Source organism: Streptomyces justiciae (genome assembly GCF_015163075.1).
Lineage (GTDB): Bacteria > Actinomycetota > Actinomycetes > Streptomycetales > Streptomycetaceae > Streptomyces > Streptomyces justiciae.
The window spans coordinates 90,966-104,573 of record NZ_JADDXU010000018.1; the positions used below are offsets into that span (position 1 = coordinate 90,966).

General features: G+C 70.6%; 13 protein-coding genes. 4 read left to right on the top strand and 9 right to left on the bottom strand.

The window, feature by feature from the left end; all coding sequences use genetic code 11:
* Positions 1 to 111 precede the first annotated feature (111 nt).
* Entirely contained in the window at positions 112 to 561 is a 450-nt protein-coding gene (locus IQ210_RS37450) for a GNAT family N-acetyltransferase (protein WP_194083693.1), read from the top strand.
* Positions 562 to 573: 12 nt separating this feature from the next.
* Here IQ210_RS37450 and IQ210_RS48040 read toward each other — a convergent pair whose 3' ends face one another.
* Entirely contained in the window at positions 574 to 708 is a 135-nt protein-coding gene (locus IQ210_RS48040) for a hypothetical protein (RefSeq protein WP_020139373.1), read from the bottom strand.
* Positions 709 to 881: 173 nt separating this feature from the next.
* On the opposite strand from IQ210_RS48040, the gene IQ210_RS37455 reads away from it, so the two are divergent.
* Complete coding sequence (locus IQ210_RS37455; RefSeq protein ID WP_194083694.1) at positions 882 to 1,508, top strand: class I SAM-dependent methyltransferase; 627 nt, start codon at positions 882 to 884, stop codon at positions 1,506 to 1,508.
* 22 nt (positions 1,509 to 1,530) lie between these two features.
* Here IQ210_RS37455 and IQ210_RS37460 read toward each other — a convergent pair whose 3' ends face one another.
* Complete coding sequence (locus IQ210_RS37460) at positions 1,531 to 2,034, bottom strand: DUF402 domain-containing protein (RefSeq protein WP_194083695.1); 504 nt, start codon at positions 2,032 to 2,034, stop codon at positions 1,531 to 1,533.
* On the bottom strand, positions 2,015 to 2,944 hold the full coding sequence (locus IQ210_RS37465) for a GNAT family N-acetyltransferase (protein ID WP_194083696.1): 930 nt from the start codon (positions 2,942 to 2,944) through the stop codon (positions 2,015 to 2,017). The genes IQ210_RS37460 and IQ210_RS37465 overlap by 20 nt, the downstream gene beginning before the upstream one ends.
* Before the next feature lie 72 nt (positions 2,945 to 3,016).
* Here IQ210_RS37465 and IQ210_RS37470 point away from each other — a divergent pair, with 72 nt between their 5' ends.
* Entirely contained in the window at positions 3,017 to 3,385 is a 369-nt protein-coding gene (locus IQ210_RS37470) for a GntR family transcriptional regulator (RefSeq protein ID WP_194083697.1), read from the top strand.
* Positions 3,386 to 3,388: 3 nt separating this feature from the next.
* Here IQ210_RS37470 and IQ210_RS37475 read toward each other — a convergent pair whose 3' ends face one another.
* Both IQ210_RS37475 and IQ210_RS37480 read right to left on the bottom strand, forming a co-directional pair.
* Positions 3,389 to 4,111: a DUF72 domain-containing protein gene (locus IQ210_RS37475; RefSeq protein ID WP_194083698.1), complete on the bottom strand. Its 723-nt coding sequence runs from the start codon at positions 4,109 to 4,111 to the stop codon at positions 3,389 to 3,391.
* A gap of 16 nt (positions 4,112 to 4,127) precedes the next feature.
* Complete coding sequence (locus IQ210_RS37480) at positions 4,128 to 5,222, bottom strand: DUF5925 domain-containing protein (RefSeq protein ID WP_194083699.1); 1,095 nt, start codon at positions 5,220 to 5,222, stop codon at positions 4,128 to 4,130.
* A gap of 158 nt (positions 5,223 to 5,380) precedes the next feature.
* Here IQ210_RS37480 and IQ210_RS37485 point away from each other — a divergent pair, with 158 nt between their 5' ends.
* Positions 5,381 to 6,802, top strand: coding sequence for a GH39 family glycosyl hydrolase (locus tag IQ210_RS37485; RefSeq protein WP_194083700.1), 1,422 nt, complete (start codon positions 5,381 to 5,383; stop codon positions 6,800 to 6,802).
* A gap of 78 nt (positions 6,803 to 6,880) precedes the next feature.
* Here IQ210_RS37485 and IQ210_RS37490 read toward each other — a convergent pair whose 3' ends face one another.
* From IQ210_RS37490 to IQ210_RS37505, 4 genes are read right to left on the bottom strand one after another with little or no spacing between them, the layout of a single operon-like run.
* Positions 6,881 to 10,729: a lipopolysaccharide biosynthesis protein gene (locus IQ210_RS37490; RefSeq protein ID WP_194083701.1), complete on the bottom strand. Its 3,849-nt coding sequence runs from the start codon at positions 10,727 to 10,729 to the stop codon at positions 6,881 to 6,883.
* Complete coding sequence (locus IQ210_RS37495; protein ID WP_194083702.1) at positions 10,722 to 11,513, bottom strand: polysaccharide deacetylase family protein; 792 nt, start codon at positions 11,511 to 11,513, stop codon at positions 10,722 to 10,724. Before IQ210_RS37495 ends, IQ210_RS37490 begins: the two co-directional genes overlap by 8 nt.
* Complete coding sequence (locus IQ210_RS37500; RefSeq protein ID WP_194083703.1) at positions 11,510 to 12,496, bottom strand: glycosyltransferase; 987 nt, start codon at positions 12,494 to 12,496, stop codon at positions 11,510 to 11,512. Before IQ210_RS37500 ends, IQ210_RS37495 begins: the two co-directional genes overlap by 4 nt.
* The gene (locus IQ210_RS37505) at positions 12,493 to 13,314 is read right to left on the bottom strand and encodes a glycosyltransferase family 2 protein (protein WP_194083704.1); all 822 of its coding nucleotides are present in this window, start codon (positions 13,312 to 13,314) and stop codon (positions 12,493 to 12,495) included. The genes IQ210_RS37500 and IQ210_RS37505 overlap by 4 nt, the downstream gene beginning before the upstream one ends.
* Positions 13,315 to 13,608 lie beyond the last annotated feature (294 nt).

The window sequence follows — 13,608 nt, forward strand, 5'->3', positions numbered from 1 at the left end:
GGTGCCGGATCCAAGAAACCCTGAAATCGCTCGCTCGTGGCGGCCGGGAACGATCTTTATGGCCCGCTTAAGGGACTGCTGAGACTGAGATCAGGTAGGTAGCGTGCGCGCATGACGAACCAGGAGATTCGACTCGCCGGCCCGGCCGACGTACCGCGCGTGAAGTCCGTGACCGACGCCGCCTACCACCACTACATCGAGCGCATCGGTGTGGTGCCGCAGCCCATGGAGCGGGACCACGCGGCGGCCGTGGCGGCGGGCCAGGTGTACGTCACCGGCGATCCCGTGACCGGCCTGGTGGTCGTCGAGGAGCGCGCGGACCATCTCTACCTCGACAACATCGCTGTCCACCCCGACGCCCAGGGCACGGGCGTGGGAGGACGGCTGCTGCGGTTCGTGGACGCACACGCGCGTGCGCTCGGCCTGCCCGAGGTCAGGCTCTACACGAACGCGCTGATGTGGGAGAACCAGAAGATCTATCCGAAGTACGGCTACGAGGTCGTGGAACGGAGAGTGGACGGGCCTTACGACCGCGTCCACTATCGCAAGCGACTCGGCTGAGCCTGTCTGCCGTCAGCCGTCCGGCCACCAGGTGCGTGCGATGTCCTTTCGCACCTCCGGACGTCCTGCGGGGCGCTCTTCGGCCTCCTCGCGGATCCGGCGGGCGTCCGTCCTCTTCAGGGGCTTCTGCACGGTTGTACGGCGCATGGCTGCCTCCTTCAAGGCCTACCGAGTTCCGCGTTCTCACGGAGGTAGACCCTTTCGGGGAGAGTTACTCATCGGCGGCGTTCTGTCAGTGGCGGTCATCACGATTTCGACTGACTTTCGAGCGATGTTCCGGTGCCGTCTGATTGTCAGTGGCGGATGCCAGTCTGGTGACCATGACCGATCACAGTGGATTCGAAGCCGACGCGTGTGCGGATGGGTTGGATTGGAATGCGCAGGCCGCCTCCTTCGACGAGGAGCCGGACCACGGCCTGCGTGACCCGCAGGTGCGGACCGCCTGGGCCGAGCGGCTGCGCTCCTGGCTGCCGGGCCGGGCCTGTGACGTACTCGACCTCGGCTGCGGCACCGGCAGCCTGTCGCTCCTCGCGGCCGAACAGGGACACCGCGTCACCGGAGTCGACAGCGCCCCCGCGATGGTGGACCTCGCCCGCGCGAAACTCGCGGGCCGTGACGCCGCGTTCCTCGTCGGTGACGCGGCGGCACCGCCGGTGGGGGAGCAGCGCTTCGACGTCGTCCTCGTACGACACGTGCTGTGGGCGCTCCCCGACCCCGGCCGCGCCCTCCGTCACTGGCGGCAGCTGCTGCGCCCCGGCGGCCGACTGGTCCTCGTCGAGGGCCGTTGGGGCACGGTCAGCCCGGTCGGCATACCCGCCGCCCGCCTCACCGCCCTCGTCGAACCGCTCGCCGGGCAGGTGCGCGTGGAGCGGCTGTCCGACGATCCGCTGCTGTGGGGGAAGACGGTGGAGGACGAGCGGTATGTGGTGGTGGCCACGGCGGCCTAGGGCCTGTCCGGCGGATCAGGTCCTAGGTGAGGAGCGCGGTGAGGCCGTCCTCGGTGCGGGCCCGCTTCTCCAGGTCGTCGAGGGCGGCCACCGCGGCCGTCGCCGCCTCGGGGTCCCGCTCCGCGAGACCGCTCTCGGCGAACTCGTCCTCGTCCAGACGCAGGACGTCCGTGCCGTCGGCGGAGCGCCACAGGTCGAGGTCGAGATCCTCCACGACCAGCTCGGCGCCGTCGCGCACGGCCGGGCGGGTCACGTCGCAGTACCAGCCCTTGAGCGTGCCGTCGCCGGTGCGGACCTCCTTCACCGCGTACCAGCGGTCCCGCCAGTAGTGCTCCGTGAACACGTCCCCGGGCTCGAAGCGGACGAAGCCGAAGTCGCGGACGCCCTCGCCCGCCCAGGCGGCGCGGACGGTGATGTGGTTGCCGTCGTCGCCCAGCAGTGTGCTCCGGTAACGGATCTTCGTGCGCCCCGCCTTGACCAGGACGACCTCCAACTCGCCCGCCTGCTCAGCCGAGTTCCCGGACATACCGAACCTCCGTCGCCGCCGTCTCGTATCCGAACCACTTGTTGATCGCGATCATCGGGCCGTTGCCCGTGTCGTTGCCGGTGACGGCCTCCGTGAACCCCGCGGCGCGGGCGCGGTGCAGGGAGTCGTTCTTGGCGAGCTTGGCCAGGCCCTTGCCGCGGAAGTCACGGCCGGTGCCGGTCATGACGGTGCCGTAGCGGGTGCCGCCGTCGGTGCGGGCCATGCTGAACGCGGCGGGACGGCCGTCGACGACGGCGACCGTGGTCAGTTCCTGGCTGATCAGTGGGTGGTGCCAGGTCTCCCGCAGCCAGGCCTCGTAGTCGGTGAACTCGTTGTCGACGTCGCCCGGTTCGTCCGCGATCGTCGCCGCGTCCAGTTCGAACAGCGGGCGCGGGTCGGCGGCGAAGTCCGTGCCCGTGCGCAGCTCGACACCGGGGGGCGGGACCTGCAACGGGGGCAGTGTGCCGTTCGCGAGGTCCAGGCGGAGGAAGTACGCGGAGCGGCTCGCGTGGTAGCCACGGCGTTCGGCGAAGGCGCGGTTGGCCGGCTCGTCCAGGACCCATGCGTACAGCCTGCTCGCGCCGAGTGCGGCGAGGTGCTCCTCGGCGGCGTTCACCAGCAGGGTGCCGGCGCCGCGCCGCGTCCGCTCCGGGTGCACGTACACATTGACGTACCCCTGGCCGGGCTCCGGGCTGTCGTACACGAGCCCCACCTGAGCCGTGCCGATCACCTCGCCGTCCTCCTCCGCGACGAGGGGGCGGTAGTGGGCGTCGGTGTGCATATGGGCCAGGTCGTAGGCCACGGAGTCGGGCGTGTAGATCATGAACGGGAGAGCGCTCTCGCGGACCCGGACGAAGTCCTCCAGGTCGGCTCGGGCCTCGGGGTGAAGGTCGCGCACGGTGGTAGCCATATGGCCGCAGACTAGGGCGGCGAGCTCGGCGACTGCCTCCCATTTTCCGGCCGGTGCGGAAGAATCGGGGACGTGACCTTGAAGATCGACATCGACGACAGCGCGCCGCCGTACGAGCAGGTGCGGGCGCAGATCTCCGAACAGGCGCGGTCGGGGGCGCTGCCGGTCGGGTACCGGCTGCCCACGGTGCGGGGACTGGCCGAATCCCTCGGACTCGCCGCGAACACCGTCGCCAAGGCGTACCGGGCGCTGGAGAGCGATGGGGTGATCGAGACGCGGGGGCGGAACGGGACGTTCGTCGCGGCGGCGGGAGCGGCGGCGGAGCGTGAGCTGGCGTCGGCGGCGCAGGCGTACGTCGAGCGGGCGCAGCGACTGGGCGCGGACCGGGACGCCGCGCTGGCCGCGGTGCGGGACGCGTTGCGGGCGGGGTACGACGCCTGAGTCTCAGTGGACCAGGGTTTCGAAGGTTCTCGCGTTCTCCACCGCCGCCGCGTTCGGGTCGTTGTTGAAGTACGCGTACACGTCCTCCTTCGTCGACCAGGTGTCCTCGATGCGGTCCGCCCATGTCTTCAGTGAGCGGCTGCCGTAGCGCGGCCAGTCCTTCGCCCGGCCCTCGTGGAAGCGGACGTAGCCCCAGTCGGTCGTCCGCCACAGCGGGGTGACCGGGTGGGCGCGGACGTCGGCCCAGCACAGGGCGGCGGAGCGGGACTCCAGGACCTCGCGGACCTCCGGCGTCCACCAGGACTCGTGCCGGGGCTCGACCGCGACCCGCGTTCCCGAGGGGAAGCAGGCGAGGCAGGCGTCCAGGAGTTCCGCGTCGGCCTTCAGGGTCGGCGGGAGCTGGAGGAGCACCGGACCGAGGCGGGCGCCGAGCCCTTCCGCGTGGCTCATCAGCCGGTGGACCGGCTCCTCGGGGTCCTTCAGGCGCTTGATGTGCGTGAGATACCGGCTCGCCTTCACCGCGACCACGAAGTCCGCCGGCACCCGCTCCCGCCACGCCGCGAAGTTCTCCCGGGACGGCAGCCGGTAGAAGGCGTTGTTGATCTCCACGGTCGGGAAGTGCGCGGCGTACTCCTCCAGCCAGAGCCGCATCGGACAGCCGGCCGGATAGAGGGCGCCGCGCCAGTCCTTGTACTGCCAGCCCGACGTACCGACGTACCGGGTCATACCTCCATGGAACCACTCACAGGTACAGGCCCGCGTCCACCCCGTCCCGCGGCTCCGGCAGCGCCGTCGGGGACGTGCCCCGGCGCAGCGCGTACAGCTCCGCCAGCGTGGCGCCGTCGCGGCCCACGCCCTCCTCCGAGCCCAGCCAGCCCACCGCCTCCGCCCGGGTCAGCCGGCCCACCTCGATACGGGCCAGACAGCGGCCGGGGCGGACCACCGCCGGGTGCAGCCGCTCCAGGTCCTCGTTGGTCGTGACACCCACCAGGACGTTGCGCCCCTGGCCCAGCAGACCGTCGGTGAGGTTGAGCAGCCGCGACAGCGCCTGCCCGGCCGTGTGCTTGGCCTCGCCGCGGATCAGTTCGTCGCAGTCCTCCAGGAGCAGCAGCCGCCAGCGGCCCTTGCCCGTCGCGTCGTCCTCGCCGATCGCGATGTCCATCAGATAGCCGACGTCGGAGAAGAGCCGCTCGGGGTCGAGGACGCAGTCCACCTGGCACCAGTCCCGCCAGGAACGGGCCAGTGTGCGCAGCGCCGAGGTCTTGCCGGTGCCCGGCGGGCCGTGCAGCAGGAGCAGCCGGCCCGCGATGTCCTCGGGCGTCGTCTTCATCAGGCGGCCCATCGCGTCCGCGACCGGCGCGGTGTAGTTCTCCCGCACCTCGTCCCAGGTGCCCGCGGAGATCTGCCGGGTTGTGCGGTGCGGGCCGCGGCGCGGGGAGACGTACCAGAACCCCATCGTCACGTTCTCCGGCTGGGGTTCGGGCTCGTCGGCCGCGCCGTCCGTCGCCTCGCCCAGCACCTTCTCGGCCAGCTCGGCGCTGGTCGCCGTCACGGTGATGTCGGCGCCGCGGTTCCAGCGGGAGACCAGCAGGGTCCAGCCCTCGCCCTCCGCGAGCGTCGCGCTGCGGTCGTCGTCGCGGGCGATGCGCAGCACCCGGGCGCCGTCCGGCAGCAGGGACGCGCCGGACCGTACGCGGTCGATGTTGGCCGCGTGCGAGTACGGCTGCTCGCCCGTTGCGAAGCGGCCGAGGAACAGCGCGTCGACGACGTCGGACGGCGAGTCGCTGTCGTCGACGTTGAGCCGGATCGGCAGAGCGTCGTGTGGGTTCGCAGACATGCCGCCATGATCCGGCACGAGCACGCCGATCGCACCCGGTTTCCGTAGTGCGTCCGGAGTGTCGGATGGGACCTTTTGCGTCCGCTCCGTCCTGTTACAGAGCTGTGCATTTACAAGACCTGCCCCAGGTGCGCTTCCCGCGTCTACTGTTGCCCTTGATGGGACGTCATGGGTGGAATTCGGGGGCACTGCGGTGGCGGCTCACCGCACTGCTCGGTGTGGGCGCGGCCGCTCTGGCCCTGGTCGTGACCCTCCTCAACACGCTGCCCGGCGACGGCGCGAGCACCGACGGCACCACGAGCAACGGCAGCAGGGCGCACGGCACCCCCACCAGCACACCGGACGCCGAGACCCCGGACGTCGGCTGGGGCTTCACCCACACCCAGTACAGCGCCGACGAGGGCAGCTCCACCGCCGTCGACCGGGTCGAGGGACGGATCGCGGACGTCGGCGGGCTGCCGCAGAACCAGCACCTCATGGGCTGGGGCGCCGACAACCCCGAGCCGGTCAAGGGGCGTTACGACTTCGAGGACATGGACCGGCGCATCGACTTCATCCGCGCCTCCGGCTCCACCCCGGTCGTCACGCTGTGCTGCGCCCCGGACTGGATGAAGGGCGGCGAGCCGGGCGTCGGCAACACCGACTGGAGCCAGTCCGCGCTGGAGACCGCCCCGCAGCCCGCGCACTTCAAGGACTTCGCCGCGCTCGCCGCGACCGTCGCCAAGCGCTACCCGGACGTCCGCCACTTCATCGTCTGGAACGAGTTCAAGGGCTTCTGGAACGACTCCGAGGCCCGCTGGGACTACGAGGGCTACACCAAGCTCTACAACCTCGTCTACCAGGCGCTGAAGAAGGTCAACCCGGACATCATGGTCGGCGGTCCGTATCTCGTGATGGACAGCGTCGACCCGCGCTCGGGGGACGCGTCCAAGACCTTCAAGGGGCCGTGGGGCGCCATGGACCAGCGCATCCTCGACGCCTTCGACTACTGGAACAAGAACAAGGCCGGCGCCGACTTCGTGGTCGTGGACGGCTCCAGCTACACCAACGACGACGAGATGCTGCCCAACGAGTTCGCGGCGACCGACAAGTTCACCGCCGTCAGCCGGTGGGTGCGGCAGCAGACCGGCAACCTGCCGCTGTGGTGGGCCGAGTACTACGTCGAGCCCGCCGACGCCCAGGACGAGCGCGAGGGCTGGTCCGAGGACCGCCGGGTCGCTGTCCAGGCCGCCGGCATGATCGCTCTCGCCAAGGGCGGCACCACGTCCGCGCTCTACTGGAACCCGGAGAACGAGAAGGGCACGGACTGCGCGGGCTGTCTGTGGACGCCGACGAGCGGGAAGGACGGCGGGCAGCAGCTGCCCATGTTCGACCTGGTCAGCCGGTTCAGCAAGGCGTTCGGGCAGGGGACCGGCTTCACGACGGTGTCGGTCGCGGCGGACGACGTGCCCAACGTCCGTGTCCTCGCCACCGACAAGACGGTGCTGGTGGTCAACACCCTGGACCGGCAGATCAGCGCGAAGGTCGACGGACAGCGCTTCGACATGGCGGCCTATGAGGTCAAGTGGCTCAGCCGCTAGGCAAGTAGCCCAGCCAAAAGGCAAGTGGCTCACCCAATGACTGGATGAGCCACTCGACCTCATAAACGCCCCGCAGGGCTACTTCATCGTCAAGAACCGCTGCACCAGCGAAGCGAACAGCACCGCCAGCAGCGGCAGCGAGAACCAGAAGCTGCTCTGCAACCACCGCAGTTGCCGCACCCCCGGCCGCACCGCGACCCGGACCACCTCACGCGCGGTCAGCAGCACGATCAGCGCCAGCGCCGCGAGCCCGCCCACCACCGACCACGGCGTCCAGGTCACCTGCGGCCCGATCGGCCCCGGGTCCGCCTTGGCCACCTTGCCCGCGGGCTGCTTGGCCAACGAGTACATGGTGACGTCCGCGTTGACGAAGACCTTCTTCAACTCGGCCCGCTTGTCGAGGTTCTCGACCAGCCGCGGCTCCCAGGTCTTCGAGTAGCCGACGTCCATCTCCAGATACGTGACCTGACTGCGGTTGATCATCAGATACGAGTTCGGGCCCGCGTCCCGCAACGCCTTGACCAGGCTGGACACCAGCACCGGATCGGTGGGCGCCAGCGTCGGCACGTACTCGACCTTCTCCATGTCCCGCGCGCCCCACGGCATCGCCGGCGTCACGTTGTTGACCGTGTCGTTGCTCAGCCACAGCAGCCGTACGGTCGGATCGTCATGGGCGTACACGTACTCCATGGCGGTGACCTCGCCGGGCCTGATCCGCTCGAACGGCTCGTTGCCCCAACGGGCCACCAGGAAGCCGAACATGAGCAGCAGACCCGCCAGCACCGCGGCCATCGGCGCCAGGCTCACCCGGTCCTTGTCGCGTTCCTTCGCCGTGATGCCGGTGCGCGGGAACAGCGCGAGCCCCATGAGCAGGGCGGCGCCCGGCAGGGCGAACATGAAGACGCGCAGGGCCATCTCGCCGCCGTACGACTGCATGCCGAAGCCGAGGAACGGCACGAAGGTCAGGACGAGCAGCGAGCGCTCCCGGTAGTGGTGGTCGCGGCGGCGCCACCAGCCCCAGCAGGCGAAGGCCATCACACCGCCGGCGAGGGCCACGCGCGTGTAGAGGACGAGCTTGTGCGAGGAACTGCCGCCCTCGATACGGCCCGACACCGACGACGACACATTGCCGCCGACGCCGCCGACCCCGCCGAACAGGTCGTCGAAGTGCCCCGACCAGTACGGCTCGGCCATGAAGCCCACCCACACCGCCACCAGCACGGCGAACAGGATGGGCAGGCCGCGCAGTTCGGACTTGCCGATCAGGACCAGGGCCGCCAGGACGCCCAGCATCACGAACGGGGTGAGCTGGTGGGCCGGGACGCTCGCCGCGAACAGGCCTATGACGACCATGAGGAGGACGGCCCGTTGACGCCGGTTGGTTGGCTCGACCTCGACCTCGCCGGGGCGCTTCTTCGTCCAGATCACACGCGGGGCGCGGAAGTAGACGAGCAGGATCGCCGCGAAGACCAGGTAGAGGAGGTAGGTGAAGCCCTGTGGGGAGAAGTAGTCCTGGCCGACCCAGCCGGACAGCACGAACACCCACAGGCCGGTCCACTTGGCCTTCCAGCTCGCCCGCATCGAGCGCACCAGCAGGAACATCGGGGCCAGATAGAGGAGTTGGATGGCCAGCGGCCACCAGCGGATGAGCTCGGTGAAGTCCGTGACCCCGCAGGCCTGGGCGACGAACGCGGCCGCCGCGAAGAAGCCCGGCCAGCTCCAGCGGGCGTCCAGGTCGGGCACCGCCGACCCGGTCCGGTCGATGTAGTCGAGGAAGCCGAGGTGCTGCCAGGCGGTCGCGAAGCGGGGTTCCGTCTCGATCACCGCGGGCAGCGCGTGCAAGGACACCACGGTCGCGAGCAGCGCGATCAGTAGCAGTGCCTTGTGCTCGTGGTCCAGCCACAGCAGCGAGCCGAAGGAGATCACGAGCAGTCCGGCGCCGACCAGGGTGGTCATCGGCAGCACCGAGATCAGCCCGAGCCCGCCCATCTGATCGAGGTCGGTCTCGCCGAGCCGCAGCGCGGGCACCCAGTAGAGCAGGAGCGCGGCGGTCAGCAGACAGCCGAGGATCACCCCGACGCGGGTGGGGTGGAGCCGGTCACGCCAGGTGAGCGCGGGGCCGGCAGCGGGTGCCGGGCCCTCCTCGGGGACGCCCGCGCCGAGTCGTACGGTCGACCGCTCCGGCCCGAACTCTCCCAGCCGTGCGGTGCCTTCCTCCCGTACATCTGTTTCGAACGGCGCGTCCACCTCCACCTCTGCCGGCGTCTCCACCGGCCCGAGCGACGCCTCCGACCCCGGTTCCCGTGCCTCCACCGGCAGGCCCAGCTCGGGCAGCTTCTGCGCCCAGGTGGGCCGGTGCGGTGCCGGGCGGACGACGGGGATGCCGGTGGGCGGGGTGCCGGGGCCGGGGCGGACGTCCGGGCGGCGTTCCAGGTGGTCGAAGTCGACGTGGATGCCGAGGGCGAGGGTGTCCTGGTCGAGCGCCCAGGCGGGCCCGCGCCTGCGGGCGCCCGGCGGGACCGGGGCCTCGCGTGCCCCCAGGTCGGCGAGGTCGCCGTCGGGGGCCGCGTCCTCGGGGACGGCACCGGGCGCGGCCCGCACGGTCTTGTACAGCTTCGGCGCGGCGATCGCCACGATCACCGCGAGCGAGGAGATCTCGGCGACGCCCGCTCCGGTGAGTCCCATGCGGGGGAGCAGGAGCAGCGTCAGGCCGAGCACCAGCGCGCACAACAGGCCCTGCAACCAGGCGAGTCCGGCGGTGCGGCTCTGCGCGCGCAGCACCGCGAAGTACGTCTCCATGACGACCCGCAGCACCGCGCCGACCGCGAACCAGCGCAGCAGCGGCGTGGCCGCGTCGGCGTACCCGGAGCCGAAGACGCCGAGGATCCAGGGCGCGCCGAAGAACAGCACCCCGGCGACCGGCAGCATGATCCGCGCCATGCGCTTGAGCGCCGCCCGGGTGTTGGCGGCGAGCCGCCCCGGGTCGTGCGAGCCCTCGACGGTCAGCGAGGCGCCCATGTTGATGGCGAGCAGGTTGCAGGTGCCGCCGATGGTGGTGGTGATGTAGAAGTACGCGTTGTCCTCGGAGCTGACCTGGGAGGCCACGATCACCGGGACGAGATAGACGACCGCCAGCGAGAACAGCGAGCCGGTGTAGTCGCCCGCGAGGAACCTGCCGACCTCCTTGAGCGTCGGCGGCCGGGCGTGCTCCTCGGTGGCCTTCACATGCTTGGGCACCAGCCGCCGGAACACCAGCCAGCCAAGCGGCAGCACCGACACCGCGATCGCCGCGACCCACGACACGAAGACACCGGCCGTCGGGATCGCCACCGCGAACGCGACCAGCAGCCCCAACTTCACCGCGGAGAACACGGTGTTGCCGAACGGCACCCAGATCGCGCTGCGCAGCCCGGTCAGCACCCCGTCCTGGAGGGTGAGCAGGTTCCAGGCGACGACGGCCGCGATGAAGCCGAGCCCGTTCACCGTCCCGTGCAGGAAGCGGTACGAGGGACCCCACACGTCCAGCGTCAGCAGGAAGACACCCGCGGCGAGCGCCACGAGCACCGAACTACCCGCGTACGTACGGAAGATGAGCCGCCCGGTGGCCCGGCCCGAGACCGGGATGAAGCGGGCCAGGGCGCCGGTCAGGGTCACCGCGGTCAGACCCGCGAGGAACTTCATCGCGGCGATCGCGGCGGAGCCCTGGCCGACCGCGGACTCGGAGTAGTAGCGGGCGGCGGCCAGCCAGAAGCCGAGGCCGAGCACGGCGGAGATGCCCGTGTTCAGCATCAGGGCGTAGGCGTTGCGGAACAGCTGGTTGCCGCCGGACGAGCGCCCCATCCCGGGCAGGCGCAGCCGGCGCCCCGACTGCTCGGGCGCCTCGGTCGCGGGCTCGGTCGACTCGGTGGTGGTCGTCGTGTCAGACACGGGAACGGATGGCCTTCCGGCGGACCTGGCGTGCTCTTCGGACCATGGCGTACCCCTTGGTGAACGCGCGGTCCCGGGCGAAGTTGCGGGCGATGGCCCGGCCTTCGATCAAGCGCTGGAACTCCTCGGCGTCCGTACTGCGGCGTACGGTGACCCGCAGCAGCGCGTACGGCCCCTGTCGGCGCCGCGCGAGTCCGTTGCCGACGGCGAGGGCCTGGGCGTACCCCGTCTCGCGGACCTGCTCGCGGACGCGGCGGCTGGAGTAGCCGTAGGGGTAGGCGAACGAGACCGGGACGGTGCCGAGTTCGTCGGCGACGATCTCCTTGCAGAGGATCAGTTCGCGGCGCAGGCTGTCGTCGTCGAGCTGGTCGAGCTGCGGGTGGGTGTGGCTGTGCCCGCCGATCTCCACGCCCTCGGCGGCGAGTTCACGCACCTGCGGCCAGTCCAGCATGGTGTCCAGCGCGTGACCGTTGTCGTGCGGGCCGCGCAGCCACGCCGTCGACACGAACAGGGTGGCGGCGAAGCCGTGCTTGGCGAGCACGGGCAGCGCGTGCCGGTGGACGCCCTCGTAGCCGTCGTCGAAGGTCACCAGGACCGGACGCGCGGGCAGCGGGCGGCCGTCGCGCCAGTGCGCCGCCAGCTGGGCCGTGGTGATCGGCGTGTGGCCCAAGTCCGCGATGACGCCCATCTGTTGGGCGAAGGCCTCGGGCGTCACCGACAGCTCGCGGGTGGCGTCGTTCGGGTCGGTCGCGATGGAGTGGTACATGAGGATCGGCACGCTCATCTCGGTCCCCCCTCGATCGGCGCCACCTGGAACGTGGCGTCCCCCTTCCGGGTCCGTACGCTCCCCACCACGTACCCACCGGCGGCCGTCAGCACCCCCGCGACGATCGCGCCCGCCCGCCCCGCGCCGCCCGGCCGGGCCAGCACGGCGTCGCGCAGCCCGCGCACCACCCCGGCGGGCAGCACCCGGGTGGCGTACCGGCGTTCGGACTCAAGTCCCTTGTCCGCGCCCACACTTCGGGCCACCAGCGCTTTTGACAGGCCCTCGGCGTAGGCGCGCGTGCGGAAGTACCCGAAGTGCTCACGCGCCTCGGGCACCCGGTGGTGGATCACCGCGCGGTCGTCGATCAGCAGCACCGCGTCCGGCCTGGCCCGGGTGAGCCGGATGCACAGCTCCGTCTCCTCGCAGCCCAGCGGCCGCTTGTCGCCGTCGCGTCCGATGCCGGTGGCGAATCCGCCGGCCGCGTCGAACGCCGTACGCCGGAAAGAGGCGTTGCCGCCCAGGACGTTGCGCACCCGCACCCGGCCCTCGGGCAGACCCTTGTAGGTGCAGCCCACCACCCAGTCGAACTCCGCCGGGAACCAGGCGGGACGGCGGCCCGACGCCCAGATCGGCAGGGTGCGCCCGCCGACCGCCATCACCTTGGGGTCGGCGTACCCGGCGGCGAAGTGGCGCAGCCAGTCGCGCTCGGCGACGGCGTCGTCGTCGAGGAAGGCGATCACCTCGCCGTACGAGGCGGCGATGCCGGTGTTGCGGCCCGCGGACAGGCCCCGGGGGCCCTCGTTGGCGAGCACCCGTACGTCCGCGACCTCCTTGTACTCCTTGGCCAGCCGGTCCAGGAGCGCCGCGTTGTGGTCGACGACCAGCAGCGTCTCCCGCGCCGGGTACGACTGCGCCCGCACCGAGGAGACCGCCGCGAGGATGTCCTCCCAGCGGTCCTCGGTGTAGACGCAGATCACGACGGAGATGTCGGGACCGCTCAAGACACCTCTCCCCGGACCGAGTCGAGCAGCGGGGAGTGGTGGGCCTGGCGGCGCAGCTCACGCCGGTTGGAGCGCTCGCCGAGGATCACCTTGAGCACCCGGAACCCGTCGCGCACCGCGCGCAGATTGCTCGCGCCGTGGATGCGGAGGTACTCGTAGCTCGGTATCTCCTGCACCTTGAGGCCCGCCTTGACCACCCTGATGTTGATCAGGGTCTCGATCTCGAAGCCCGTGCAGTCGAGGTCGATCTTGTCGAGGCAGTGCCGCCAGAACGCGTTGTATCCGTAGCAGAGATCGGTGTAGCGGGCGCCGAACTTGCGGTTGACGATGGTGCACAGGGCCCAGTTGCCGAGCTTGCGGATGAAGGTCATGTCGTCGGTGCCGCCGCCGTTGGCGAAGCGGGAGCCCTTGGCGAAGTCCGCGCCCGAGACCAGGGCGGAGACATAGCTGAGGATCTCGTGCCCGTCGGCCGAGCCGTCCGCGTCGACCATCACGATGATGTCGCCGGTGCACGCCTCGAACCCGGTGATCAGCGCGTCGCCCTTGCCCTTGCCGGACTGCCGGACGACCTTGACCTCCGGCCACAGCTCGCGGGCCACTTCGACGGTGTCGTCCGTGGAGTTGCCGTCGACCAGGACCACTTCGTGGATCCAGTCGGGCAGCGTCTTGAAGACGTACGGAAGGTTCTCCGCCTCGTTCATGGCGGGGATCACGACACTCACCGGCGGCGCGATGGCCAGGTGAGTGGAGACGGGCCGGTACTTGCCGGCCGTGGACACATCCTGGCCCGTTGACGCAGGGCGCAGAACTGAGCTCATGAGTCTGGTTCCCTCTCGTCCGGCTGGACCGCCCGCCCCTGGGCGGCCCGGCTGTTGTCCGGTTCGAAAGGGGGGTTGTTTCACCTACGGCATGCCGAAAGGGATCTCCGAGCACGCCCGGGTGAGCTGGCAAAGCCGGCCGACGGCGAAAACGGCCGCCGGTCGCGCGGCACGACTCGGTCACAGTTGCGGTCACCGAGCACGGCACCCCCCTACCGCGCCCCGCGCCGGTCTGTCGCGGTCCTTGAGCCCTCCCCTAGTACCGCTGACGACGGACCGATGCGGGTGAGATGT

Bases quoted from the DNA above. Each gene is read 5' to 3' on its own strand.
- IQ210_RS37450 (WP_194083693.1), top strand. From the start codon at position 112: ATGACGAACCAGGAGATTCGACTCGCCGGCCCGGCCGACGTACCGCGC.
- IQ210_RS48040 (WP_020139373.1), bottom strand. From the start codon at position 708: ATGCGCCGTACAACCGTGCAGAAGCCCCTGAAGAGGACGGACGCCCGC.
- IQ210_RS37455 (WP_194083694.1), top strand. From the start codon at position 882: ATGACCGATCACAGTGGATTCGAAGCCGACGCGTGTGCGGATGGGTTG.
- IQ210_RS37460 (WP_194083695.1), bottom strand. From the start codon at position 2,034: ATGTCCGGGAACTCGGCTGAGCAGGCGGGCGAGTTGGAGGTCGTCCTG.
- IQ210_RS37465 (WP_194083696.1), bottom strand. From the start codon at position 2,944: ATGGCTACCACCGTGCGCGACCTTCACCCCGAGGCCCGAGCCGACCTG.
- IQ210_RS37475 (WP_194083698.1), bottom strand. From the start codon at position 4,111: ATGACCCGGTACGTCGGTACGTCGGGCTGGCAGTACAAGGACTGGCGC.
- IQ210_RS37480 (WP_194083699.1), bottom strand. From the start codon at position 5,222: ATGTCTGCGAACCCACACGACGCTCTGCCGATCCGGCTCAACGTCGAC.
- IQ210_RS37485 (WP_194083700.1), top strand. From the start codon at position 5,381: ATGGGACGTCATGGGTGGAATTCGGGGGCACTGCGGTGGCGGCTCACC.
- IQ210_RS37495 (WP_194083702.1), bottom strand. From the start codon at position 11,513: ATGAGCGTGCCGATCCTCATGTACCACTCCATCGCGACCGACCCGAAC.
- IQ210_RS37505 (WP_194083704.1), bottom strand. From the start codon at position 13,314: ATGAGCTCAGTTCTGCGCCCTGCGTCAACGGGCCAGGATGTGTCCACG.